The organism is Qipengyuania sp., assembly GCF_964227205.1.
Taxonomy (GTDB): domain Bacteria; phylum Pseudomonadota; class Alphaproteobacteria; order Sphingomonadales; family Sphingomonadaceae; genus Qipengyuania.
Genome location: NZ_CAXQVB010000003.1, coordinates 81,725 through 103,235, shown reverse-complemented (window position 1 = coordinate 103,235; position 21,511 = coordinate 81,725). Strand labels below are relative to the sequence as shown.

The following is a 21,511-nucleotide window of genomic DNA, read 5'->3' as shown; positions in this document are numbered from 1 at the left end:
CCTAAGGCGTTTCGGCCTGAACCGGAACTGAAACCTCGCTTACCCGGCGCGCGAAATCGATCACCGCCTCATCGACGTCGCGCCGTGCGCGCCAGGGGCTGGCGAGCGAGATCAGCGGCGCATTGTGATCGAAGCCGGGATAGAAACGCGTCTCGACCGATGCACCGGCCTGTTCCAGCGCGCTTGCCAGTGCACGCGTGTTGCGCGGTTTGACCAGCGTGTCCTCCTCGCCGTGGATCAGCAGCGCGGGCGGCGCGTCGCGGCGGGCGTGGTTGATCGGCTGGCTTTCGGCACCGGCGCCGACCGATCCGAAGGCGGCGCGGGTCGAGGGCTTGTCGAAGGGATAGAAGTCGTATGGACCCGAGAGGCCGATCACTCCACGCGGCTTCACCCCGCTCGCGGCCAGCCATTTCGTTTCGAGTGCGACTTGTACGACGTCGTAGGCGCCTGCCGAGTGGCCGGCCAGCACGATGCGGCGGGGATCGCCGCCGAAGCGCGGGGAAAGCCGAACCGTCTCGGCAACCGCCGCAGCGGTGTCCTCGAGCATGACTGGGTAGCGCCCCTCCTCGCCCAGCCGGTATCCGGCCAGCACGACGACGAACCCTGCCGGTGCGATCGCACGCGCGATGAAATTGTAGTCGTCGGGATCGCCCCAACTCCAACTCCCGCCATGGACGAAGAGAAAGACCGGCAGGGGGCCGTCTGTGTCGGCAGGGGCGTAGATGCGCAGTTTCTGTGCCGGATGCGAGCCATATTGCGCCTTCGCCACCAGCCTGGTGCCGCGCGTCCCACCGGTCAGCCGGTCGAAGGCATCGAGTACGGCGGGGCCATTGTTTCGGATCGCCAGCAGCAGAGCGATCCCTGCCAGAAGGATCGCGGCAAGGCCGCCGAGCAGGATCTTCATGCCGCGTCGCACTCCCGGTTGCGTATCGCGGTGGGGCTAGCCTTTACGCTGCGGGGACGACAAGGCCTTCTGTCGAATTGTCCAGCTAGCCGAGCAGCTTGCGGGCCGCGCGTTCGACCAGCGGAATGTCTTCGGGAACTTCGCCGAGCACCTCGATCGCGCCCTTCTCATTGCGGCGGATCATCACCAGCGCGAATTCGGCACCGTCTTCGTTGAGTTCGGCGAGCGAGAGCGCTTCGATGGCGCGCAGTTTTTCGGCGAGCTTGGCGCGGAGGACCTTCTTCTCTTCGGCCGGCTTGCCCTGCTCTTCCCTGCGCGCGCGGCGCTCGGCCTGGACCACGCCCTTGAGCCCCCCCTCGGCCTCGCGCAGGAAACCGGCGAGCTTGCCGCGCTCGATTCCCAGTCGGTGCCCATGCATCAGCACCGCGGCGTATTCGGTCAGACGGGTCTTGTCGTAATCGGCCCCGAACACCAGCTTCACCACCGGCGTCATCGGAGCCCGGTCCTGCACGGTCAGCCCGCTTTCGGAAAGCAGCTCGTCGAAGCCGGCGGGATCGCCCTGTGCCTCGATGCTGAAATCATAGGCGCGGCCGACTGCCTCGTAGAGCGTCTTGCGGCTGCGATCCTCGGTGTTCTGCGCGGCCTGCGCCAGTTCGCGCGCCGCGGCGAGCGCGTCGTAGAGGTTTTCGGGCGTGTTTTCCTCACCCGGCCAGTCCGAGGCGGTATCGTCGACCTGTTCGTTGTCCTCCGTTTCGGACTGCCGATCGGCGGCACTTGCCATGTCTGTCTCTGCCACCGTGGCCTCGGCCGGCGGTGCGGGCGGGGGAACATAGGCTTCGGGGATAGGGTAGGCGTCAGCATCCCTCTCGGACGGATCCGGCGAGGGCATGCCCTCGCCGAGCGTAAGATCGACGCTCTTCTTGGTACGGTCGCCGCGATTGACCAGAGCGACGAGGCTGCTCGAGGCTTCTTCATCGGCGAGCGGGTCGATCACATCGTCGACATCTTCTTCGCCTTCGTCTTCTTGGTCCCAGTCGGGCAAGCCGTAATCGGCGGCGGTCTTCATCGTGGCGTCGAATTCGTCTTCGTCGCCGGTCTCGTCATATGCCGCGTGGCCGCCGATCGGGTTGCCGAGTGCATCGAGGCGCGCCGCAAGCGGAGTCGAATTCCTGGCTGCGGGGATATGCCCATCCGCGCCCTCGGCCGTGCCGAAGGCCGGGCGCGGCAGTCCGCCCTGATCGCCACCGGCAAGTTCCATCATTTCTGCGCGACCGAGTTCGAGTATGTCTTCGCCCTGGCCTACGCTCTCGCTCAGCGTCTCGGCGGCCTCGAGCCTGTCCATGAAAGCGGCTTCGTGCTCATCTTCCGCGGTACCGAGTGCCTGGTCGAGCTCGAGCAGCAACGCATCGGCCGTCTGGCGGTCGGCCATTTCCTTCCAGTTGATTACGCCGTAAATGTAGTCGACCGTCTCGTCGTCGCTCGAATAGGGCAGCAATATGCCGCGGTAGAGCATGCTGGCGCCTGCGGCATTGTCGAATTCGGCCTCGAAGCCGATCGGTGCCTGGTTGGCGAGAATCTGCATGTAATGATCGGTAAGGCGGCTAAGCACCGACCGGCTCGGCACCGCCGAAAGTCTCGCCGGCGTCCCCTCCGATCCGCTTTCCCCGACCAGTTCCTGGCCGACATAGCGCAGGCGCGGATCCTCGATGTCCTGCGTCAGGTCGAGCAGCACCGAATAGGGGCCGAAATCATCGAGCGTGTCGGGGTGCAATTCGTCGATATGCGGAAAGTTGCGGTCGCCCAGCAGGCTTGCCCAGTGGTTGTAGGCGCGCACCTGCATGCGGCGCTCGTCCTGTCCGACAGGCGAGGGCGGCGGTTCGACGTCGGCGCCGTAGTCTTCGACTTCCGCATCGTCGAAGTCGTCTTCCTCGTCGCGCGAGCCGAAAAATCCGCCCAGCCTGTCTATCACTGCGTCCACCTTTCGCGGGGTCTGCCTAATCGGAAAGGCTATGCAGGTGGCGAGGTAAAAATAGGGTTAAACTTGTTAACCATGGCGCCACTCGGCACCGGCCGATTTCATAGCATGTAACGCATGTGGATTGTCAGCGCGCGGTTCTCGCTACCGATATCGAAGGCGGCTTCCGAAAAGCGCGGCGGCCCCATCCTTACCTTGGCATCGCGCGAGAAGCCGAAACCCTCCTTGGGCATCATGCCAAGCGCGCGATCGGCCTTGCCGTTGCCATTCTCGTCGTGGAGCAGCGCAATGGCATAGCGACCCGGTTTCACGCCGGTGAAGGTGAAGGTCACACTGCCCGCCTGTGCCGCAGTCGTCGCGCCATAGGCACCCGGCACGCCGCGGCAGCGGGGAAAGCGATCCTCGTCGCTGGTCATGCAGGCGCGTACGACACCCTCGGCATTGCGCAGTCCGGTGACGGTGACGGTGATCGTCGCGCCATCGGTGCCAGCGGGCGCAGCGGCGGCGAGCGCGGTGCCGAAAGGAAGCAGCGCCAGCGTGGCGGCGCGGCTCAGGCGGAGGCGCTGAGGCCGCGATCGGTCCCGGGCGCGGCTCAGGCGGAGGCGCTGAGGCCGCGATCGGTCCCGCACGCCCGATCCCAGAAGCGGAAATAGAGGCCGTAATTGCATCGATACTCTTCGTGATGGCGCTGGTGGTGGCTGGCGGTTATCAGCCACCCTCCTAACCTCGAGTGAACCAGCCGGCGCGGAAAAATCTCCCACCCCATGTGATTGGTCACCCCCATGACCGTCATCACCAGCAGCACGAGGCCGAGCATGGTGACATGGATCGGGACAAAGACGACGAGCGTGGGGATCACGATCGCGCCGGTCAGCGCTTCCCACGGATGAAAACTCATCGCGGCCCAGGCGGTCGGTGGGCGGCTGGCATGGTGCACCGCATGCATCGTGCGGAACCACGCCGGGCGATGCATCAAGCGGTGCGTCCAGTAGAACCAGGTGTCGTGCGCCAGCAGGTAGATCAGCGGAGCAAGCGGGAGATACCATAGCGGGTAGGCGTCCCACCGGCTGTAGATCTGCGTCCAGCCCCGCTCCTGCCAGCCCCATGCGACCACGCCCGCGGGGATGCCGTAGATCGCCGCCGAGGCCAGCGACCAGCCGATCTCGCGGCGGATCTGCGCGCCAAGCTTCGCGTGATAGCCCGGTCGCACGCGATCGGTGACCAGCGCGAACAGGCCGCTGGTCGCAAGATAGCGCAGCGCGACGATCGCGGTCATGGCAAGCGCGGACAGGATGATGGCGGTGAGCATCGCAAACCGACACTAGCCGCGCGCGGCGTCCGGCGAAACAGGCGATCGCTAGTCTGGCGTGCCCCAGGGTGCGCATCGCGGATCGAGGGCCACGGTCGCGCGGCGCAGCGCGGTGCGGGCGAGCCGTTCGACCTCGACCTTGCGACGCGCCGCGGCAAGCGGATGGAGCGGGGCGGGGCGCAGGATCTCGCCGTCATAGCCGTCGGCTACGACGATCCCGCAGCAATCGGGGCGATAGTCCGCGCTGTCGAGCGGGCCCCGGTCGAGCCCCGGCGGAACGCCCCAGAAGAAGCGGTCGCAATGGTCGAGATAGTCGGGCCATTTGCCGTCGCCCAGCAGGTCGCCGCGCTGGACCTTGATCTCGACGATGATCACGTGCCCCTTGGGGTCGACCCCCATCAGGTCGGCCCGGCGCCCGTTGCGCAGCGGCATTTCCGCGAGGCACCAGATGTCGTTGCGCGCGAAGAGCCGGGCGATCCCGCGTGCCACGATGGCCGCCGTGGTGGCATCCGCCTGCGAATCCGTCATGCCAACGATTTGGAACAGAGCACGAACACCGTCAAGCCCTCTCGGGGCCCGGCGGTCGCATTGGAAACAGGCTAACCGGCTTCGGAAAGGTCGAGCAGCGCCGCGCGCGCGGTATGGAACTCGCGCCACAGGGTGAGCGCGGCCGCAGTCGTGTCCTGCCCCTTGGCGGTAAGTGCGACGAGTGCCCGCAGGCCGGGCTGCATGAAGGCGGCGAGATCGTCGATGCCGCGCGCGGTCATCTCGTACGTCCAGCCGCCGATACGCGCGGAACGGCCTGGCAATCCGGCGATGTCGGCGGTGGGGGGCTCGTGCGCGAGCTGGGCAAGTGCGGCGATGGCGTCCGCCGCTTCATGAACCGCTTCCCATTGTTCGGTGAGCAATTCGAGATCGGGAGCGGTGCGCGGCCCGGTCGGCGAGGCTGGCGGGAGCATGGTGGCCTGGGCCAGGTCGAACTCGTGTGACGGCGCGTTCATAGGGTCATGAACTAGGCCGCCAGTCTTATGAAAAGCCTAACGCCAGCCGCAGGATTCGTGCTGGGTCGTTTTGGGCTGGCGAGCGCCCGCCGCCTTTGCTAAGCGCCCCGCTCGCCCGCATCGCGTGCATGCACCCGTAGCTCAGCTGGATAGAGCGCTGCCCTCCGAAGGCAGAGGCCACAGGTTCGAATCCTGTCGGGTGCGCCAGCTTGTTCGACGTTTCTCGGTTTGCAGTCGATTTCGGAGGGGCGGAGCGCTGCGCGGCTGGACGGCTCGACCTTGCTCCTGCGCGCCAGTCGGGTCCTTTGCCGTGGTGCAAGTCGAGATTCCCGTGCGACACCATTACAATTTGGCGAAAATGTCCTAGGTAGGCGCGCGCGGGGGCGAATAAGGCACGAGCGTCATGGACCGGGTAATCTACAATTTCGACAGCTTGCCGCTGCGCCAGACGGCGATGCCCGCGCCGCAGCGGCGGTCGATCTATCGCGCTCCGCGCGTGCCCGAACCGCGTATCGGCATCATCTACAACCCGCGCAGCCACCGCAACAAGGGCCAGGATCTCGCCTGCACCGGCGCGGGAAGCATCATGGTCGCCCAGCCGCGCACGCGCGAGGAGATTGCCCATGCGCTGGCGGGTTTCGCGCAGGACGGGATCGACTTCCTCGTCATCAACGGCGGCGACGGCACGGTGCGCGACGTATTGACCATGGGCCAGGCGGTCTTTGCCGACCGCTGGCCGGCCATCGCCGTGCTGCCCAAGGGCAAGACCAATGCGCTCAACGTCGATCTCGGCGCACCGGCCGACTGGTCGCTCGAAGGTGCAATCGCCGCCTATGCCACCGGCCGCCGCCTGCTGCGTCGCCCGCTCGCGGTCAGCCGCGAAGACGACCCGGGTCCGCCGATGCTCGGCTTCATCTTCGGCGCCGGAGCGTTCACGCTGGGTATCGAGGCGGGGCAAGAGGCACACTCGCTCGGTTTCTTCAACAGCCTGGCGGTCGCCGCAACCGGCGCCTGGGGGGTGATGCAGGCCCTGTTCGGCACCAATCGCAACAAATGGCGGCGCGGGACCGAGATGGCGCTGCGTTTCGAGCCATCGGGCGAGCCGGTGCCGCGGTCGGCACATAGCGATCCGGCACGGCGCAGCGTGATGCTCGCCTCGACGCTCGAGCGCATGCCGATGGGCGTCGAACTGTTCGGGAAGCCGCGCCCGGGCCTCAAGCTCGTCGCGCTCGACCGGCCGCGGCGCCGGCTGCTCGCCGCCTTGCCGGCAATCTTGACCGGCTGGCGTCCGGCCTGGCTGGCCACGGCCGGGCTGCACCAGCTCGACGCCGAGGCGCTGGCGATCGAGGTGGCCGAACCGGTCATCCTCGATGGGGAGGCCTTTCCTGCGGGGCGCTATCGCGTCGAACAGGGACCCGAACTGACCTTCATCAGCCCGTGAGCACGGCGCTCGCGCAGCGCATCGCCACCGCGCTCGATAGCCCGGTGCGCGGCGAAGTCGCGGCCTTTGCCCGCCTGCTCGGCGAGGAGGCCGGAGCACGGGCGGTGCTGTTCTATGGCTCGAACCTGCGAACCGGCTCGCTCGAAGGCGTGCTCGATTTCTATGTCTTGCTTCCGGGCGAGCAGCGCGAGATGATCTGGCCGCGCGTCGCCTATCGCGTATGGGACAATGCGGGCGAACGACTGCGCGCCAAGATCGCAACCATGTCGCTTGCGCAGTTCGCCCGCGCGGCGAGTGGCGAGTCGCGCGACACGACGATCTGGGCGCGATTCGTCCAGCCGTCGGCGCTGGTCTGGGCCGAAGACGGAGCTGCACGCGACGCTGTGCTCGAGGCGCTGTGCGAATCGGCTGCCACCGCAGGACGCCTCGCCGCGGCCGTCGGCCCGCCGGCTGGGACGGCGCAGGATTATTGGCGGGCGCTGTTCCGCGCTACCTATCGCGCCGAATTCCGCATCGAGCAGCCGGGGCGCGAGAACGCCATCCTCGAGGTCAATGCGGCGCATTTCGACGGGCTGCTGCCGCTCGCATGGGAGGCTGGCGGGATCGGATTCGCGCGTGATGGCGAACTCTTCCGTCCGGCGCTTGCTCCCGCCCGACGTACGGCCATTCTCGGCTGGTGGCGGCGGCGCCGACGGCTGGGCAAGCCGCTCAACCTGCTGCGGCTGGCCAAGGCGACCACCACATTCGACGGCGCAGCGGATTACGCCGCATGGAAGCTCCACCGGCATACCGGCATCGCGCTCGAGGTCACGCCCTTCCGGGCGAAACACCCGTTGCTGGCCGCGCCCGGCGCGCTGCTCGAATTGTGGCGCAGGCGCCGCGCTCAGCGGTAGCGCATGCGGATCGACATCGCCTGGACTCCGCTGCCGACCTCGAAGGCAACCTTCTTGTAGCTCGGCTTGCCGAGATTGAAGATGTTGAGGCTGGGGTTGTTCGACATGGCTCCGCCATCGGTGAAGATGTCGGTGCTGCCATTGCCGTTGAGATCGTGGCGCACAGCGATGGCATAGGTGCCGGGCGCGGGGAGCGGCATGCAAAAGCTCATCGACCCCGCCTTGGCGGGGGCTTCCATGCGATAGATCCACTTGCCCTTTTCGAGCCAGTCTTCCTTGGTTGCGCGATAACTCTGGACGCGGATAGTGCCCTTGCTTTCCCTGATGTCGGTGACCGTCACGCGCACCGCGGGGCCGGCCCCGGCGGCGCATTTTGCGGCATCGTTCGAAATCTTCTGGCGATATTGTGCCGCAGCCAGCGCTGGAGCTGCAAGCCCGCCGAGGGCGAGCGCGGCGAGACCGGCGGTGGCGAAGATAGTGCGGGTCATGATTGCAATCCGTTTCTCACTGGGAGGGCCATTGCGGCAGACCATTCGGTCGCCGAGCCCCACGATTTAACCGGCGTTTTAGCAAATTGCGCTGAATTGCGGCTGAATTTCTAGACTGCGCACTATTCAGTCTTTCGCTCGTTTCTGCCGTGACAAGCTGAACCGCGCGACGCGGTCCATGTGGAAAAGCCTCCCGCGCTTGCTTGTTAACCCTCCTTTCGCGCGCGTAGGGCAAGCCAGCATATTTCGCGACCCAAGGCCGCCGCCCGCATGACGACTCCGCTGATTTCCCCTTCGATCCTGTCCGCCGATTTCGCCGCGCTGGGCGAGGAAGTGCGCGCGATCGACGCCGCCGGGGCCGACTGGATCCATGTCGACGTGATGGACGGGCATTACGTGCCCAATATCACCATCGGCCCGGCGGTGGTGAAGGCGCTGCGTCCGCACACGGACAAGCCGTTCGACGTTCATCTGATGATCGCCCCGATCGATCCCTATCTCGAAGCCTTCGCCGAGGCCGGGGCGGATATCATCACCGTTCACCCCGAGGCGGGGCCGCATATCCACCGTACGCTGCAGGCGATCACCGCACTGGGGAAGAAGGCGGGCGTGGTGCTCAACCCCGGCACCCCGGTCGAGGCGCTGGACTACATTCTCGAGGATGCCGACCTGGTTCTCGTGATGAGCGTCAATCCGGGCTTCGGCGGGCAGAGCTTCATCCATTCGCAGCTGCGGAAGGTCGAGGCGATCCGCAAGCGCATCGATGCGCTGGGAAAGCCGATCCACCTCGAGGTCGACGGCGGCGTCAATCGGGAAACCGCGCGGCTGTGTGTCGATGCGGGGGCGGACGTGCTGGTCGCGGGATCGGCTACCTTCAAGGGCGGGCCGGGCAATTACGCGGCGAACATCGCCGCGCTTAAGGGCCGGAAGTGAGTTCCGGGGCGCGCATCCTTCTCCGCGAGGAGACCGACGCGCCAGAGGAGGTGGCCGCACCTGCGTTGCCGCTAAAGGGGTTGACCGAACCGCTTGTCGACGAGGCGCCTCCGCTTCCCGAAGCCATTCCGCTCGAGCCGGCGCGCGCGCTGGTCCTGTCCGATTTGCAGCCGCCGCGCACCGGGCCGATCGACAGCATGCTGCGCTGGGCCTATCGCCTCGGCGTACCTGGTTCGGTGCTCGCGGCGCCCTTGCGCAAGCCCGCCGCGCCGCGGCTGCTGGCCACGGTCGCCAGTCCGCTGGGCGGCGAACGGGCCGCGGGCATGGCGCTGCGCGCGGGCCAATTTCTCGTCCACGGCCTCAAGGTTCCCGTCGACAAGGTCGATTTCGCCAGCAGCGCGCCGTTGACCCCGCCGGTCCAGCGCGTGGTTCAAGGCTTCACCTGGCTGCGCGATCTCTCCGCCTGCGCGCCGCGTGAAGATTGCGCCGGGATCGCCGAAAAGCTGCTCGCGCGGTGGCTCAAGGCCAACCCGCAGCCCGGCAAGGGGCCCGCCTGGACGGTCGAACACGCCGGGCTGCGGTTGCTTGCATGGTTGGTCCACGCGCCACTCCTGTTGGGCGGGGACGCCAAGCTGCGGGGCGAGGCGCTGGCGGCGATGGAGGCGAGTGCGCGCTACCTCGACCGGCAGGTTTCCCGCGCGGAGGACGGTCTGGGCCAGGTCTCCGGCTGGTGCGCGATCGTCGCTGCGGGCCTGCTGTTGCCCGATGGTCGCCCGCGCCGCCTGTTCGGCGAGGCGGGCTTGCTGCGTGCGTTGGGCGAGCTGGTCGGCGAAGATGGCGGGGTGCTGTCGCGCAGCCCGCTGGCGCAGATGGAAGCGATCGCGCTGCTGGTCGATCTGCGTGCCTGTTACGAAGCAGTCGATCGCGAACCTCCGCAAGCGCTCGAGACAATGCTTGGCCTGCTTGTGCCCCCGCTGCTCGCACTGCGGATGGGCGACCGCGGCCTTGGCAGCTGGCAGGGCGGAGGCGCGACTTCAGCCGCGCGTGTCGATGCGCTGGTCGCAGCGAGCGGAGTGCGTGCCCGGCCCGGGAAGGACAGCCGCCATTGGGGGTACCAGCGCGTCGATGCGGGCAAGGCCACGCTGGTGCTCGATGCGGCTCCGCCGCCGCGCTCGCGCCACGCGCGCTATGGCTGCGCCTCGACTCTCGCCTTTGAGCTTTCGCATGGCGACCAGCGGATCGTGGTCAATTGCGGTGGGGCGGAGCTCGCCGGCGGGCTGGTCCCCGTGCGCATCGAACAGGGCCTGCGCGGCACGGCGGCGCATTCGACCATGGTGCTCGACGAGGCGAACTCGACTGCCGTCCTGATCAAGGGCCAGATCGGCAAAGGCGTCGAGGAAGTCGATATTGCGCGGACCACGGTCAAGCAGAAGGGCCGCGATGCCGTGCGGCTCGAGGCCTCGCACAACGGCTATGCCGCGCGCTACGGACTGATTCACCGCCGGACGCTGTTGCTCGGCGCCGACGGCAGCGGGCTTTCTGGCGAGGATGTGCTCGAACCTTCGGGGCGGCAGGGCAAGCGCGGCAAGATCGCCTTTGCCATCCGCTTCCACCTCGGGCAGGGCATCGATGTCGGCCTGTCCGACGATCGCCGTGGCGCCGGTCTCGCGCTGCCCGACGGAAGCTACTGGCAATTCCGCCTCGGAGGCGATAGCGGCGAGGCGCATATCGCGATCGAGGACAGCCTCTGGGTCGACGGGCAGGGCCGCCCGCGTGCGACCAAGCAGCTGGTCGTCGAAGGACTGACATCGCGCAGCGGGGGACGCTTCCCCTGGCTGCTCAAACGCATGGGATAAAATTCATGACCGACGTGGCGATCAAGCGGGCACTGCTTTCGGTGTCCGACAAGAGCGGCTTGGTGGACCTCGGCAAGGCGCTGGCCGCGAAGGGCGTCGAACTGGTATCGACCGGCGGCACCGCCAGGGCATTGCGTGAAGCAGGGCTCGATGTACGCGATGTCTCCGACCTCACCGGCTTTCCCGAAATGATGGACGGACGCGTCAAGACGCTGCACCCGATGGTTCACGGCGGGTTGCTCGCCGTGCGCGACAATGCCGAGCATGCCGCGGCGATGGAAGCGCATGCGATCGGTGCGATCGACCTCGTGGTGGTTAATCTCTACCCCTTCGAAGCGACGGTGGCCAAGGGCGCCGAGCGCGACGAGATCATCGAGAATATCGATATCGGCGGGCCCTCGATGGTGCGCAGCGCGGCCAAGAACCACCAGTTCGTCACTATCGTCACCGACCCGGCCGATTACGACACGCTTGTTGGCGAACTCGAGGCGACCGGTGCAACCTCGCTCGCCTTCCGCCGCACATGCGCGGCCAAGGCCTTCGCCGCCACCGCCGCCTATGACAGCATGATCAGCCAATGGTTCGCCTTCGCCGACCAGCAACAGCTGTTTCCCGATTTCCTCGCAGTCAACGGCAAGGCGCCGGTCGAGCTGCGCTATGGCGAGAACCCGCACCAGAAGGCAGCGCTCTACACGCCCTCGGGCCCGCATGGCCGCGGCATTGCGCAGGCCGAGCAGCTCCAGGGCAAGGAGCTCAGCTACAACAATTACAACGATGCCGATGCGGCGCTCGAACTGTGTGCCGAATTCGCCGGCGGCGATCCCGCGGTCGTGATCGTCAAGCACGCCAACCCCTGCGGCGTGGCGCAGGCATCGAGCCTGCTGGCCTCATGGAACGAGGCGCTCGCCTGTGACAGCGTTTCGGCCTTCGGCGGCATCGTAGCGGTCAACACCGAACTCGACGGGCCGACTGCCGAAGCGATCTGCGAAATCTTCACCGAGGTCGTCATCGCCCCTTCGGTGAGCGAGGAAGCGAAGGCCGCTTTCGCGAAGAAGAAGAACCTGCGCCTGCTGGTGACGGGCGAGTTGCCCGACCCGCGTCGCGGCGGGTTGCTGGTCAAGCCGATCACCGGCGGGCTGCTCGTCCAGACGCGCGATAGTGGCGCGATTTCGGAAGGCGATCTCAAGGTCGTCACCCAGCGCGAGCCGACCGAGCGGGAACTGAAGGACTGCCTTTTCGCCTGGACGGTGGCACGTCACGTCAAGTCGAACGCGATCGTCTATGCCAAGGATGGCGCCACCGCGGGTATCGGCGCGGGTCAGATGAACCGCCGCGATTCCAGCCGCATAGCCGCGATGAAGGCGGCGGAAGCGGCTGAGAAATACGGCTGGGCCCAGAGCCGCACGGTCGGCAGCGCGGTCGCATCGGATGCCTTCTTCCCCTTCGCCGACGGCCTGCTCGCCGCAGCCGAAGCGGGTGCGACCGCAATCATCCAGCCGGGCGGTTCGATCCGCGACGAGGAAGTGATCGCGGCGGCTGACGAGAAGGGGCTCGCCATGGTCTTCACCGGCATGCGCCATTTCCGCCATTGAGGCAGTGGGTCGGGCATTTGATCGCCTGAACCGTTCACAACCATCGCATTAAGCAGGTTGCAAGTGCAGCCAGTGTAACCACGTCGGCAAGACTGACGAAAGACCCGACAATGAGCCTGTTCACCCCCGACCTCTATCGCAATTTCGGCATCGGCTTCGGAGCCGGCGCCATCGCCGTCGTCCTCTCCAACAGCGGCGAAATCCTCGGCGCGGTACCGCAACTGATCGCCGCGATCTTCTGATGCGCGGGCGCGCCGCCCTTGCCGCTGCGGCGCTGGCGCTGGGGGTTGCGGCCTGCCAGCAGCCCGTCCTTGCAGCGGAAAGCGCGGTCGCGGCGCCCAAGGCCAAGCGCGTGGCGCGCGAGGGCGAGGGCCTCAAAACCGCGATCTTCGCGGGGGGCTGCTTTTGGGGCGTCGAGGCGGTGTTCAGCCATGTGAAAGGCGTCAGGAGCGCGGTCTCGGGCTATCACGGCGGCACCGAGCGGCAGGCCTCCTACAAGCTCGTTTCCAGTGGCGTCACCGACCATGCCGAGGCGGTGAAAGTGACCTACGATCCGAGCGTCATCCGTTACGACCAGCTGCTGCGGATCTTCTTCTCGGTCGTCGCCGATCCGACCCAGCTGAACCGGCAGGGCCCCGATACGGGCACGCACTATCGCAGCGCGATCATCCCCATCTCCGCCGAACAGAATGCGGTGGCCAAGGCCTATCTCGCACAGCTCGATGCGGCCAGGCTGTGGGATCGTCCGATAGTCACCAGGATCGAACGCGCCCAAGCCTTCTACCCGGCCGAGCGCTACCATCAGGATTTCGCCGCGAAGAACCCGCGCCATGCCTATATCCTGCGCTGGGACGCGCCCAAGGTGGCGGCGCTCAAGCGGATGTATCCGGGCGTCTATTCGGCGAGCTTCCAGCGCGACTAGCTTGCGCGAGGGCGCGCTGCGTCCTACCTCCTGTCCATGGCCGGACATGCGCATGCTCACAAGGAACACCGGGGCGACGATCTGATCGAGGCCGCCCGCCACACGCTCACCGACAGCGGCGAGCAATGGACGGGCATGCGCCAGTCGGTGTTCGAGGAACTGGCCCAGCACGACAAGCCGGCCAGCGCCTACGACATCGCCGACAACCTCTCGCAAAGCCGCGGCAAGCGGGTGGCGCCCAACAGCGTCTATCGCATCCTCGACCTGTTCGTGCGCACCAATCTCGCCAACCGCATCGAAAGCGCCAACGCCTACCTCGTCAACACCCATCCGGGCTGCCGCCACGACTGCATCTTCCTGATCTGCGACGATTGCGGCAAGGCCACGCATGTCGACGACGACCGCGTGACCGGCGCGCTGCGCGAAGCCGGCAGGGATGCGGGCTTTACCGATGTCCGCCCGGTAATCGAATTGCGCGGCCTGTGCGACGAATGCGCCGCCTGAGCGCCGCCAGGCCGTTCCTTTCCATCGACAAAGCGTTCATCGACAGTTTCGTCCGACGCGTGTAGAGCGCATCACCATGACTAGTCGCCCCAAGACGCCGTTGCTCGACACGGTCGATACGCCCGACGATCTCCGCAAGCTCAAGAAGGACCAGCTTCGCCAGCTGGCCGACGAACTGCGCGCCGAGATGATCGATGCGGTCGGGCAGACGGGCGGGCATCTGGGATCGGGCCTGGGCGTGGTCGAGCTGACCACCGCGATCCACTACGTCTTCGACACGCCGACCGACAAGCTGGTGTGGGACGTTGGCCACCAGTGCTATCCGCACAAGATCCTCACCGGCCGCCGCGACCGCATCCGCACGCTGCGCCAGGGTGGCGGACTGTCGGGCTTCACCAAGCGCGCCGAGAGTGAATACGACCCCTTCGGCGCGGCGCATTCCTCGACCTCGATCTCCGCGGCGCTCGGCTTCGCCATGGCCAACAAGATGCAGGACAAGCCCGGTCGCGGCATCGCGGTGATCGGCGACGGCGCGATGAGTGCGGGCATGGCCTACGAGGCGATGAACAATGCCGAACAGGCGGGCAATCGCCTGATCGTGATCCTCAACGACAACGACATGTCGATTGCTCCGCCGGTAGGCGGTCTCTCGGCCTATCTCGCGCGGATGGTTTCCTCGAGCGAATATCTGGGCTTGCGTAATCTCGCCTCGCGCATCTCCAGGAAGCTCAGCCGCAAGGTGCATTCGGGCCTCGAGAAGGCCGAAGAATATGCGCGCGGCATGGTGACCGGTGGCACGCTGTTCGAAGAGCTTGGCTTCTATTACGTCGGCCCGATCGACGGGCACAATCTCGACCACCTGATCCCGGTGCTCGAGAATGTCCGCGACAGCGAACAGGGTCCGGTACTGATCCATGTCGTGACGCAGAAGGGCAAGGGCTACGCGCCGGCCGAAAACAGCGCCGACAAGTATCACGGTGTCGCCAAGTTCGACGTCGTCACGGGCGAGCAGAAGAAGTCGACCGGCGGCCCGCCCGCCTACCAGAATGTCTTCGGCGAAACGCTGGCGAAGCTCGCCGACACCGACCCGCGCATCTGTGCCATCACCGCCGCCATGCCGAGCGGGACGGGGGTCGACAAATTCGCCAAGGCGCATCCCGACAAGGCTTTCGACGTCGGAATCGCCGAGCAGCATGGCGTGACCTTCGCAGCGGGCCTCGCCGCCGAAGGCATGCGCCCCTTCGCGGCGATCTATTCGACCTTTCTCCAGCGCGCCTACGACCAGGTGGTCCACGACGTGGCGATCCAGAACCTGCCCGTGCGCTTCGCCATCGACCGCGCTGGTCTGGTCGGCGCCGACGGCTGCACGCATGCGGGCAGCTTCGACATCACCTATCTCGCGACGCTGCCCAACATGGTGGTGATGGCCGCCGCCGACGAGGCGGAACTGGCGCATATGACCTACACGGCGGCCGAATATGACGAGGGCCCGATCGCCTTCCGCTATCCGCGAGGGTCAGGCACGGGCGTGGAAATTCCGGAAAAGCTCGAGAAGCTCGCAATCGGCAAGGGCCGGATCGTGCGCGAAGGCACCAAGGTCGCGATCCTCTCGCTCGGCGCGCGTCTGGAGGAGGCCAAGAAGGCCGCCGACCAGCTCGAGGCCAAGGGCCTGTCGACCACGGTCGCCGACATGCGTTTCGCCAAGCCACTCGACACTTCGCTGATCGAAAAGCTGATGCGTAGCCACGAGGTCGTGGTCACGGTCGAGGAAGGCGCCATCGGCGGCCTCGGCGCGCACGTCCTGACCTTCGCTTCGGACGAGGGCCTGACCGACAGCGGCCTCAAGGTGCGCACCATGCGCCTGCCCGATATCTTCCAGGACCAGGACGACCCGGTGAAGCAGTATGACGAGGCGGGCCTCAACGCGCCGCATATCGTCGATACGGTGCTGAATGCGCTGCGACACAACTCGGCTGGCGTGGAAGAGGCGCGGGCCTAATTGTGCTACTAGCCGCAAGCGCTATCGTCGCATTGGCAGGCGGAGTGGCGGCAGAGTCAAGGAATGACTTTCAGTCCATCTCCCATGCTCAAATGGCGGAGCGCACGAGCTCATGCGGGCTCGAGTCGGTTGAGGTTTTCTATGAGGACGATCTGCAGAGCGATGTCGTGCGCATCGCCGCTCAGGCGGCAACCGATGAACAATTGGACTGCCTAATCAACGCGACGCGCAAGACCTTCTATGTCGTCGAAGTAGATCCGCCTCTCGCTCTTAGATACCACGAGCACCTTGACGCTTCAGCCGTCCAGAGATGATAGCGCGGTACAAAGCATGGTTTGCGGCAAGGCCAGAGTTTGCCGATCCGCCCGAGCGCCAGGTTGGCGAAAGCGATGATGACTTGGCTCAAAGGATCGAGGAGTCCTGCGGTCCAAAAGCAGCAGGTGCCTTCACTCGAGAGCAGAGCGTGCTCACGTTCTCGCCTGAGTGGATGCAAAGCTTGATGGAAAATCGCGACGGGGGATCCGAGATTTTAAATTGCGTGTTCTACGCCGCCTCGCTCTCCAGTCTTCCGATCGGGCTCTTTGGCAACGAGAGGATTTCCGAGTAATTTCTCGGTCGTCACCCCGGACTTGATCCGGGGTCCAGCTTCTTCCGGCGCTGCTCTTGAAGGGAGCCTGGCCCCGGCTCGGGGGCCGGGGTGACGAAGCGGTTGGCTGGTGGCATGGGGGTGGGCGAAAGGATCTTCCGCCCATGACCCTGCTCACCATCGACACCGCCGCCCACGTCACCACGCTCACCCTCAACCGGCCCGACACGAGGAACCCGCTCGGCGCGTCGGGCGACGGGGATGCCTTTGCCGCGGCCTGCGATGCGATCAATGGCGACACGGGCGTGCGCTGCGTGATCCTGACAGGCGCGGGGCGGGCGTTCAGCGCGGGCGGCGACATCAAGGCGATGAAGGAGCGGACCGGGACCTTCGGCGGGAATGCGCCGGAAATCTCCGATGGGTACCGCAACAATATCCACAAGGTGCTGCGCGCGCTCTACGGCCTGCGCGTGCCGCTGATCGCGGCGGTCAACGGGCCGGCGATCGGGCTGGGATGCGATCTCGCCTGCCTTGCCGACATGCGCATCGCGAGCGATCGCGCCAAGTTCGGCGTCACCTTCCTCAAGCTCGGCATCATTCCGGGCGACGGCGGCACCTGGATCCTCCCGCGCATCATCGGCGAGGCGCGCGCGGCGGAGCTGTTCTATACCGGCGACGTCATCGACGCGGCCACCGCGCTCGACTGGGGTCTCGTCAGCCGCGTGGTCGAGGGGGAGAGCCTCATGGACGAGGCACGAGCGCTCGCTGCCAAAGTCGCCGCCATGCCCCCGCATGCGCTGCGGCAGGCGAAGAACCTCATGCGGCAGGGACGCAGCGTCGGCTACGACACCGCACTCGAAATGGCGGCCAATACACAAGCTCTGATGCACCTGACCGAAGATCACATGGAAGGGATCGACGCGCTGCTCGAAAAGCGCGCGCCCAGCTTCACGGGACAGTAAATCCAGAGAATTCCGCCGTATCGCTGCGTTGCCCGGGGACTAGACCCAGCGCCAGATTCCGGCGGGGACGCCATTGGCGTGGATATGGCCATAGGTCGCGGCGAGCCAGATGATCACGCCGCCGATCCAGGCCGCGGGCCCCGCGCGGAGCAGCCTGCCGAAGCGCGGCCAATAGCTCGTTTGCGCTTCCCAGCCGACCCAGGCCTCGCCCATGAGCGCTTCTTTCTTGCGGTCCTGCAGATGTGCGCCCACCAGTGCGAGTACGCCGATCGCGCCCGCCAGCACGATTTGGCGTGCGGTCGGGCTCAGCAGCAGGTGCATCGCCGCCCACAGCGCGATGCTCCACATCATCGGGTGGCGTGTCACATGGAAGACCCCGTGCGGGGCCCGTGCGGCGAGCTCGGCCGCACCGGGAGAGGGCAGCGCGGGATTGCCGACGAATGAGCCTGCAAGCAGCACCGAGGCGACGAGCATCACCAGCGTGGCCACCGTCCAGCCGATGTCGCCCATCGCGTACCACAACACCGGTCCCGAGGGGCCGACCGCGCGGAAAGCGATCACCGCCCAGACGAAGGTTGCCAGCGCGACCAGCGAATAGAGCACGCGGAAGCCGGCCTCGCCCAGCGTCCCGACCAGCGGCGCGCGCAACGGGTGCGACAGCGCGAAATGACTGCCGACGAAGGCGGTCGAAGCGGCAACGAGCGACAGCAGCGGATCCATGGCATCCTCCCCCAGGTCGGGGGTCAGGCTATCACAGTGGCGCAGTGCGGCAAGTCGCCTTGGCTCAGCGCCCCTCGATACCGATGAGCTCGACCTTGAACAGCAGCGTCGCGCCGCCGGGGATCGGCCCCTTGCCGCTCGCGCCATAGGCGAGATCGGCGGGGGCGGCGATCTCGATCGTGTCGCCCACGCCCATCTCGGGGATCGCCATCTGCCAGGCCTTGATCAGTCGCCCGAGCGGGAAGGTGGCCGGTTCGCCGCGATCATAGGAGGAATCGAAGGTTTCGCCGTCGATAAAGGTGCCGGCATAATGCACCGTCACCGTGTCCTCGACCGTGGGGTGCACGTCGCTGCCGGCGTATTCGACATAGCGCCAGCGCAGCCCGCCCGGCATGAAACGCCAGCCGCCCCTAGCGTCCAGCTCGGCCAGATAGGCCTGCTGCGCGTTCATCCAGGCGATGTCCTGCGACCGGTCGGGCGGGTTGTCCTGCGCGAAGGCTGCATAGCCGCCGACGGCGAGGATTGCGGCGCCGAGCGCGAGCATGGTTGTGCGCATCTCGTTCATCCTACCAGTCGTAACCCTTGGGCTGGTCGCTCGTATCGAGGTCGCGATAGCGGTCGCGCAGGCGGCTCTGATGGCTCTCGAGCGGCTGCTCGACCCCGTCGATGAAAACCTTCACCGGGACCGAACCGACCTCGAGCGGATCGCCGTCCCAGATCACCAGGTCGCCCAGCGCGCCGGGGGCCAGTACCCCCGCCTTGCCGCCCATGCCGCTGATCGCGGCGGGCACCGCGCTGATCGCGGCGAAGGCCTGGCCCCAGCTGAGGCCATCGGCGCCCGGCACACGGGTCAGCGCGACGAGGTTTCCGGCATATTGGTTGAGATTGCGCGGGTTCTCCATTGCCGATGCATTGATCGCCACGCGGACGCCGGCCTTGACCAACCGGCCGACGTTCGATTGCGTGCTGGCGAGTTCCTCGAAGTTCTGCGGCAGATCGTCGAGCCCGTCGGCGATTACCGGCACGCCCGCTGCGGCGATCTCGCGCGCCACCAGCCATCCCTCGCTCGCCCCGACCAGAACGAGGTCGAGCCGCGGGAAATCGCGCTTGAGCGCAATGACGCTAAGAATGTCCGAGGCGCGCTCGACGCCGACATAGAGCTTCTGTTCGCCGCGGACTACGGGGACCAGTGCCGCCGCGTCGAAACGGGTCAGCAGAACATCGCCTTCCCGATCGGTCGGGTTGCCCGACAGCCGGGGGTCGAGCGGGACATCGTCCCCGAGATCGACATTGCCGCGTTTCGACGAGCGCCCCGGTATGCGGGCATCCTCGCCCAGCCTGGTCGCTTCACGCAGCGCGTTGCGGAACAGCGCATGGGCCGAGACGCGGCTCCCGCCAGCGCGGCGTGCCCCGCCCTCGCCGAGGTCGACGAACTGGAAGGCACGCGGGCGGGTGACCGCATGGGCGTCGGCACCGAGGTCGATGATCGCACCCTGTCCGCCGAAGATCGAGGCCGAGGGCGGCATCATCGTGGCGGCCCGCGTCACCCCGGCTGCGCGGTGGACGAGAATGTGCTGCGAGGAAGGATTGATCGCCGGGCTCACGTCGAGTGCCGCGCTGAAGGGCGAATCCGCCGCGCGCGTATCGTTCGATTCGCTGACTGCCCCGACATCCCACAGGCCGAGTGTGGTCACCGTGGCGAAGATGCCGGGCGTGACCCAGCTGCCGGCGCCGTCGAGCACCGTCATGCCCGCGGGCACGGCGACGCCGCGACCTGCCGCGACCACCTTGCCGCCGCGCACGACGACGGTCGCGCCCTCGATCGGCTCGGAGCCGTCGCCGGTGGCCACGGTCGCATTGGTGATGGCGACATCCTGCGCCAGCGCGGGAGCGGCGGAAGCGAGCGCGATCAGGCTCGCGGCGCCCAGGGCGAATGCGGTCAGGGCGCGGTTCATTTCACATCTCCTTCGCCCGGCTGGCCAAGCTCGAAATCGCTCACCGGCCGCCGTTTGCGGTCCATCGCGTCGAACATCAGCGCGCCGTCGATCCAGACTTTTTCGGGCCGCGAATAGACCGACAGCGGATCGCCGTTCCACAAGACGACATCCGCCATCTTGCCTGGCTCGAGGCTGCCGGTCATCTCGGCAATACCCATCGCCTTGGCAGCGTTGTAGGTGAACCAGCCGACAACTTCGGCGTCGGGTATGTCGATGCCCAGCCGGCGACCGGCGGCCTGGGCCTTGGCCGCTTCCTGGTTGAGGCGCTGGATACCGTTGGCATCGTCCGAGTGGATCACCACGCAGGCACCCGCCTGGCGCAGGAAGGCCGCGTTCTCGAGGATCCCGTCATAGGCTTCCATCTTGAAGCCGTACCAGTCGGCCCAGATCGCGCTGCAGACATCGTTCTCACGCAGCAGATCGCCGATCTTGTAGGCTTCTACCGCGTGGTGGAAAGCGGTGACCTTGTAGCCCATCTCCTTGGCCATATCCATGACCAGCGCCATCTCGTCGGCGCGGTAGCAGTGGTTGTGGACGAGGATTTCGCCGTCGAGCACACCCTTGAGCGTCTCCTTGCCGAGATCGCGCTTCTTGCCGTCATAGGCCTGCGCATCGAGCCACATCTGCCGGTTGACCGCGAAATTGCCCATCCGGGTCGAAGGCATGCGGCCCTTGCCGCCGTAGACGCGCTTGGGGTTCTCGCCGCAGGCCATCTTCATGCCGTAGGGCGCGCCGGGAAACTTCATCCCCTGCACCGTTCGCGAGGACACGTTCTTGAGTGTGACCGAGCGCCCGCCGGTGAGGTTGGCCGAACCGGGGAGGATCTGCAGGCTGGTCACCCCGCCATTGGCCAGCGCCCGGGTGAAGCCGGGGTCCTGCGGCCAGACCGAATGCTCGGCCCAGACTTCGGGAGTCATCGGGCTGGTCGCTTCGTTGCCGTCCGAATGCGCTTGGACACTGGGGGTTGGATAGTCGCCGAGATGCGAGTGGATGTCGATCACGCCGGGGGTGACGAACTTGCCGCTCGCGTCGATCCGGTCGTAGCCCTCGGTCGACAGCGCGGCATCGCCCACTGCGGCCACTTCCCCGTCGCGCAGCAGCACGGTGCCGTTTTCGATCCGTCCGCCCCTGCCGTCATAGACAGTCGCGCCGACCAGCGCGGTCGGGCGGCCGGGGTAGCGGCGATAGGTCGAGGGAAAGGGCGCGTTGCCATCCTTGCCGACCGGCGCAGTCCAGTCCTTGGACGAGGCCGAGGCCACGCCACCGTCCCCGCCAGTGGTTGAGCAACCAGCCACCGCGAAGGCAGCCGCGCAGGCGAGCAAAGTGTATTTTGTCATGGAACCCCCAATGCAGTCGGGCCGGAGCATCGCTGCCCCGGCCCGGCCGGTCAATTGCATTTGTCGGTGTCAGCCAGCGTTTCGCCGATTGG

The 21,511-nt window shown here is 66.6% G+C and carries 22 protein-coding genes and 1 tRNA gene; 12 read left to right on the top strand and 11 right to left on the bottom strand.

Features of this window, described 5'->3' with window-relative positions; translation table 11 throughout:
- Nucleotide 1: 1 nt before the first annotated feature.
- The 6 genes from ACEQZ0_RS07980 to ACEQZ0_RS07955 form a co-directional block, all read right to left on the bottom strand.
- Nucleotides 2-904, bottom strand: a complete 903-nt coding sequence (locus tag ACEQZ0_RS07980; RefSeq protein ID WP_370190141.1) for an alpha/beta hydrolase — start codon at nucleotides 902-904, stop codon at nucleotides 2-4.
- Nucleotides 905-989: 85 nt separating this feature from the next.
- A complete protein-coding gene (locus ACEQZ0_RS07975; protein ID WP_370190140.1) occupies nucleotides 990-2,873 on the bottom strand; it encodes a hypothetical protein in 1,884 nt (627 codons plus the stop codon).
- 107 nt (nucleotides 2,874-2,980) lie between these two features.
- Nucleotides 2,981-3,508 carry a DUF2141 domain-containing protein gene (locus tag ACEQZ0_RS07970; RefSeq protein WP_370190139.1) on the bottom strand — a complete coding sequence of 176 codons (528 nt, stop codon included), beginning with the start codon at nucleotides 3,506-3,508 and terminating at the stop codon, nucleotides 2,981-2,983.
- Nucleotides 3,472-4,188, bottom strand: a complete 717-nt coding sequence (locus ACEQZ0_RS07965) for a sterol desaturase family protein (RefSeq protein WP_370190137.1) — start codon at nucleotides 4,186-4,188, stop codon at nucleotides 3,472-3,474. Before ACEQZ0_RS07965 ends, ACEQZ0_RS07970 begins: the two co-directional genes overlap by 37 nt.
- A 48-nt stretch (nucleotides 4,189-4,236) precedes the next feature.
- Nucleotides 4,237-4,716, bottom strand: a complete 480-nt coding sequence (locus ACEQZ0_RS07960) for an MmcB family DNA repair protein (RefSeq protein ID WP_370190135.1) — start codon at nucleotides 4,714-4,716, stop codon at nucleotides 4,237-4,239.
- A 71-nt stretch (nucleotides 4,717-4,787) separates the two neighbouring features.
- Nucleotides 4,788-5,189, bottom strand: a complete 402-nt coding sequence (locus ACEQZ0_RS07955) for a hypothetical protein (protein WP_370190133.1) — start codon at nucleotides 5,187-5,189, stop codon at nucleotides 4,788-4,790.
- A gap of 130 nt (nucleotides 5,190-5,319) precedes the next feature.
- On the opposite strand from ACEQZ0_RS07955, the gene ACEQZ0_RS07950 reads away from it, so the two are divergent.
- The 3 genes from ACEQZ0_RS07950 (at nucleotide 5,320) to ACEQZ0_RS07940 (ending at nucleotide 7,523) form a co-directional block, all read left to right on the top strand.
- Nucleotides 5,320-5,396: transfer RNA gene (locus ACEQZ0_RS07950), tRNA-Arg, on the top strand.
- 196 nt (nucleotides 5,397-5,592) lie between these two features.
- Nucleotides 5,593-6,630, top strand: a complete 1,038-nt coding sequence (locus tag ACEQZ0_RS07945; protein ID WP_370190131.1) for a diacylglycerol kinase family protein — start codon at nucleotides 5,593-5,595, stop codon at nucleotides 6,628-6,630.
- Nucleotides 6,627-7,523, top strand: coding sequence for a hypothetical protein (locus ACEQZ0_RS07940; protein ID WP_370190129.1), 897 nt, complete (start codon nucleotides 6,627-6,629; stop codon nucleotides 7,521-7,523). The genes ACEQZ0_RS07945 and ACEQZ0_RS07940 overlap by 4 nt, the downstream gene beginning before the upstream one ends.
- Here ACEQZ0_RS07940 and ACEQZ0_RS07935 read toward each other — a convergent pair.
- Nucleotides 7,514-8,011: a DUF2141 domain-containing protein gene (locus ACEQZ0_RS07935; RefSeq protein ID WP_370190127.1), complete on the bottom strand. Its 498-nt coding sequence runs from the start codon at nucleotides 8,009-8,011 to the stop codon at nucleotides 7,514-7,516. The two genes, ACEQZ0_RS07940 and ACEQZ0_RS07935, sit on opposite strands and share 10 nt — an antisense overlap.
- Before the next feature lie 270 nt (nucleotides 8,012-8,281).
- Between ACEQZ0_RS07935 and rpe the strand changes: the two genes are divergently transcribed.
- The 9 genes from rpe to ACEQZ0_RS07890 all read left to right on the top strand — a co-directional run bounded on the left by rpe (nucleotide 8,282) and on the right by ACEQZ0_RS07890 (nucleotide 17,365).
- Entirely contained in the window at nucleotides 8,282-8,944 is a 663-nt protein-coding gene (rpe, locus tag ACEQZ0_RS07930; protein ID WP_370190125.1) for a ribulose-phosphate 3-epimerase, read from the top strand.
- A gap of 80 nt (nucleotides 8,945-9,024) precedes the next feature.
- Nucleotides 9,025-10,800: a heparinase II/III family protein gene (locus ACEQZ0_RS07925; RefSeq protein WP_370190123.1), complete on the top strand. Its 1,776-nt coding sequence runs from the start codon at nucleotides 9,025-9,027 to the stop codon at nucleotides 10,798-10,800.
- 5 nt (nucleotides 10,801-10,805) lie between these two features.
- The gene (purH, locus tag ACEQZ0_RS07920) at nucleotides 10,806-12,392 is read left to right on the top strand and encodes a bifunctional phosphoribosylaminoimidazolecarboxamide formyltransferase/IMP cyclohydrolase (RefSeq protein WP_370190121.1); all 1,587 of its coding nucleotides are present in this window, start codon (nucleotides 10,806-10,808) and stop codon (nucleotides 12,390-12,392) included.
- A 110-nt stretch (nucleotides 12,393-12,502) separates the two neighbouring features.
- Nucleotides 12,503-12,634 (top strand): hypothetical protein, encoded by a 132-nt coding sequence (locus ACEQZ0_RS07915; RefSeq protein ID WP_370190119.1) that lies wholly within the window; start codon nucleotides 12,503-12,505, stop codon nucleotides 12,632-12,634.
- The gene (gene msrA / locus ACEQZ0_RS07910) at nucleotides 12,634-13,314 is read left to right on the top strand and encodes a peptide-methionine (S)-S-oxide reductase MsrA (protein ID WP_370190118.1); all 681 of its coding nucleotides are present in this window, start codon (nucleotides 12,634-12,636) and stop codon (nucleotides 13,312-13,314) included. The genes ACEQZ0_RS07915 and msrA overlap by 1 nt, the downstream gene beginning before the upstream one ends.
- A 36-nt stretch (nucleotides 13,315-13,350) precedes the next feature.
- Nucleotides 13,351-13,818 carry a Fur family transcriptional regulator gene (locus tag ACEQZ0_RS07905; RefSeq protein WP_370190116.1) on the top strand — a complete coding sequence of 156 codons (468 nt, stop codon included), beginning with the start codon at nucleotides 13,351-13,353 and terminating at the stop codon, nucleotides 13,816-13,818.
- 76 nt (nucleotides 13,819-13,894) lie between these two features.
- Nucleotides 13,895-15,817 carry a 1-deoxy-D-xylulose-5-phosphate synthase gene (dxs, locus tag ACEQZ0_RS07900; RefSeq protein WP_370190114.1) on the top strand — a complete coding sequence of 641 codons (1,923 nt, stop codon included), beginning with the start codon at nucleotides 13,895-13,897 and terminating at the stop codon, nucleotides 15,815-15,817.
- A gap of 310 nt (nucleotides 15,818-16,127) precedes the next feature.
- Nucleotides 16,128-16,424, top strand: coding sequence for a hypothetical protein (locus tag ACEQZ0_RS07895; protein WP_370190112.1), 297 nt, complete (start codon nucleotides 16,128-16,130; stop codon nucleotides 16,422-16,424).
- 143 nt (nucleotides 16,425-16,567) lie between these two features.
- A complete protein-coding gene (locus ACEQZ0_RS07890) occupies nucleotides 16,568-17,365 on the top strand; it encodes a crotonase/enoyl-CoA hydratase family protein (RefSeq protein ID WP_370190110.1) in 798 nt (265 codons plus the stop codon).
- Between the two features lie 39 nt (nucleotides 17,366-17,404).
- Here the strand turns inward: ACEQZ0_RS07890 and ACEQZ0_RS07885 are convergent, their stop codons facing one another.
- From ACEQZ0_RS07885 to ACEQZ0_RS07870, 4 genes are all read right to left on the bottom strand, one after another.
- Nucleotides 17,405-18,085, bottom strand: a complete 681-nt coding sequence (locus ACEQZ0_RS07885; RefSeq protein WP_370190108.1) for an NnrU family protein — start codon at nucleotides 18,083-18,085, stop codon at nucleotides 17,405-17,407.
- A 64-nt stretch (nucleotides 18,086-18,149) separates the two neighbouring features.
- A complete protein-coding gene (locus ACEQZ0_RS07880; RefSeq protein WP_370190106.1) occupies nucleotides 18,150-18,641 on the bottom strand; it encodes an FKBP-type peptidyl-prolyl cis-trans isomerase in 492 nt (163 codons plus the stop codon).
- A 10-nt stretch (nucleotides 18,642-18,651) separates the two neighbouring features.
- The gene (locus ACEQZ0_RS07875) at nucleotides 18,652-20,040 is read right to left on the bottom strand and encodes an amidohydrolase family protein (protein ID WP_370190104.1); all 1,389 of its coding nucleotides are present in this window, start codon (nucleotides 20,038-20,040) and stop codon (nucleotides 18,652-18,654) included.
- The gene (locus ACEQZ0_RS07870) at nucleotides 20,037-21,419 is read right to left on the bottom strand and encodes an amidohydrolase (RefSeq protein WP_370190102.1); all 1,383 of its coding nucleotides are present in this window, start codon (nucleotides 21,417-21,419) and stop codon (nucleotides 20,037-20,039) included. Before ACEQZ0_RS07870 ends, ACEQZ0_RS07875 begins: the two co-directional genes overlap by 4 nt.
- Between the last annotated feature and the right edge of the window lie 92 nt (nucleotides 21,420-21,511).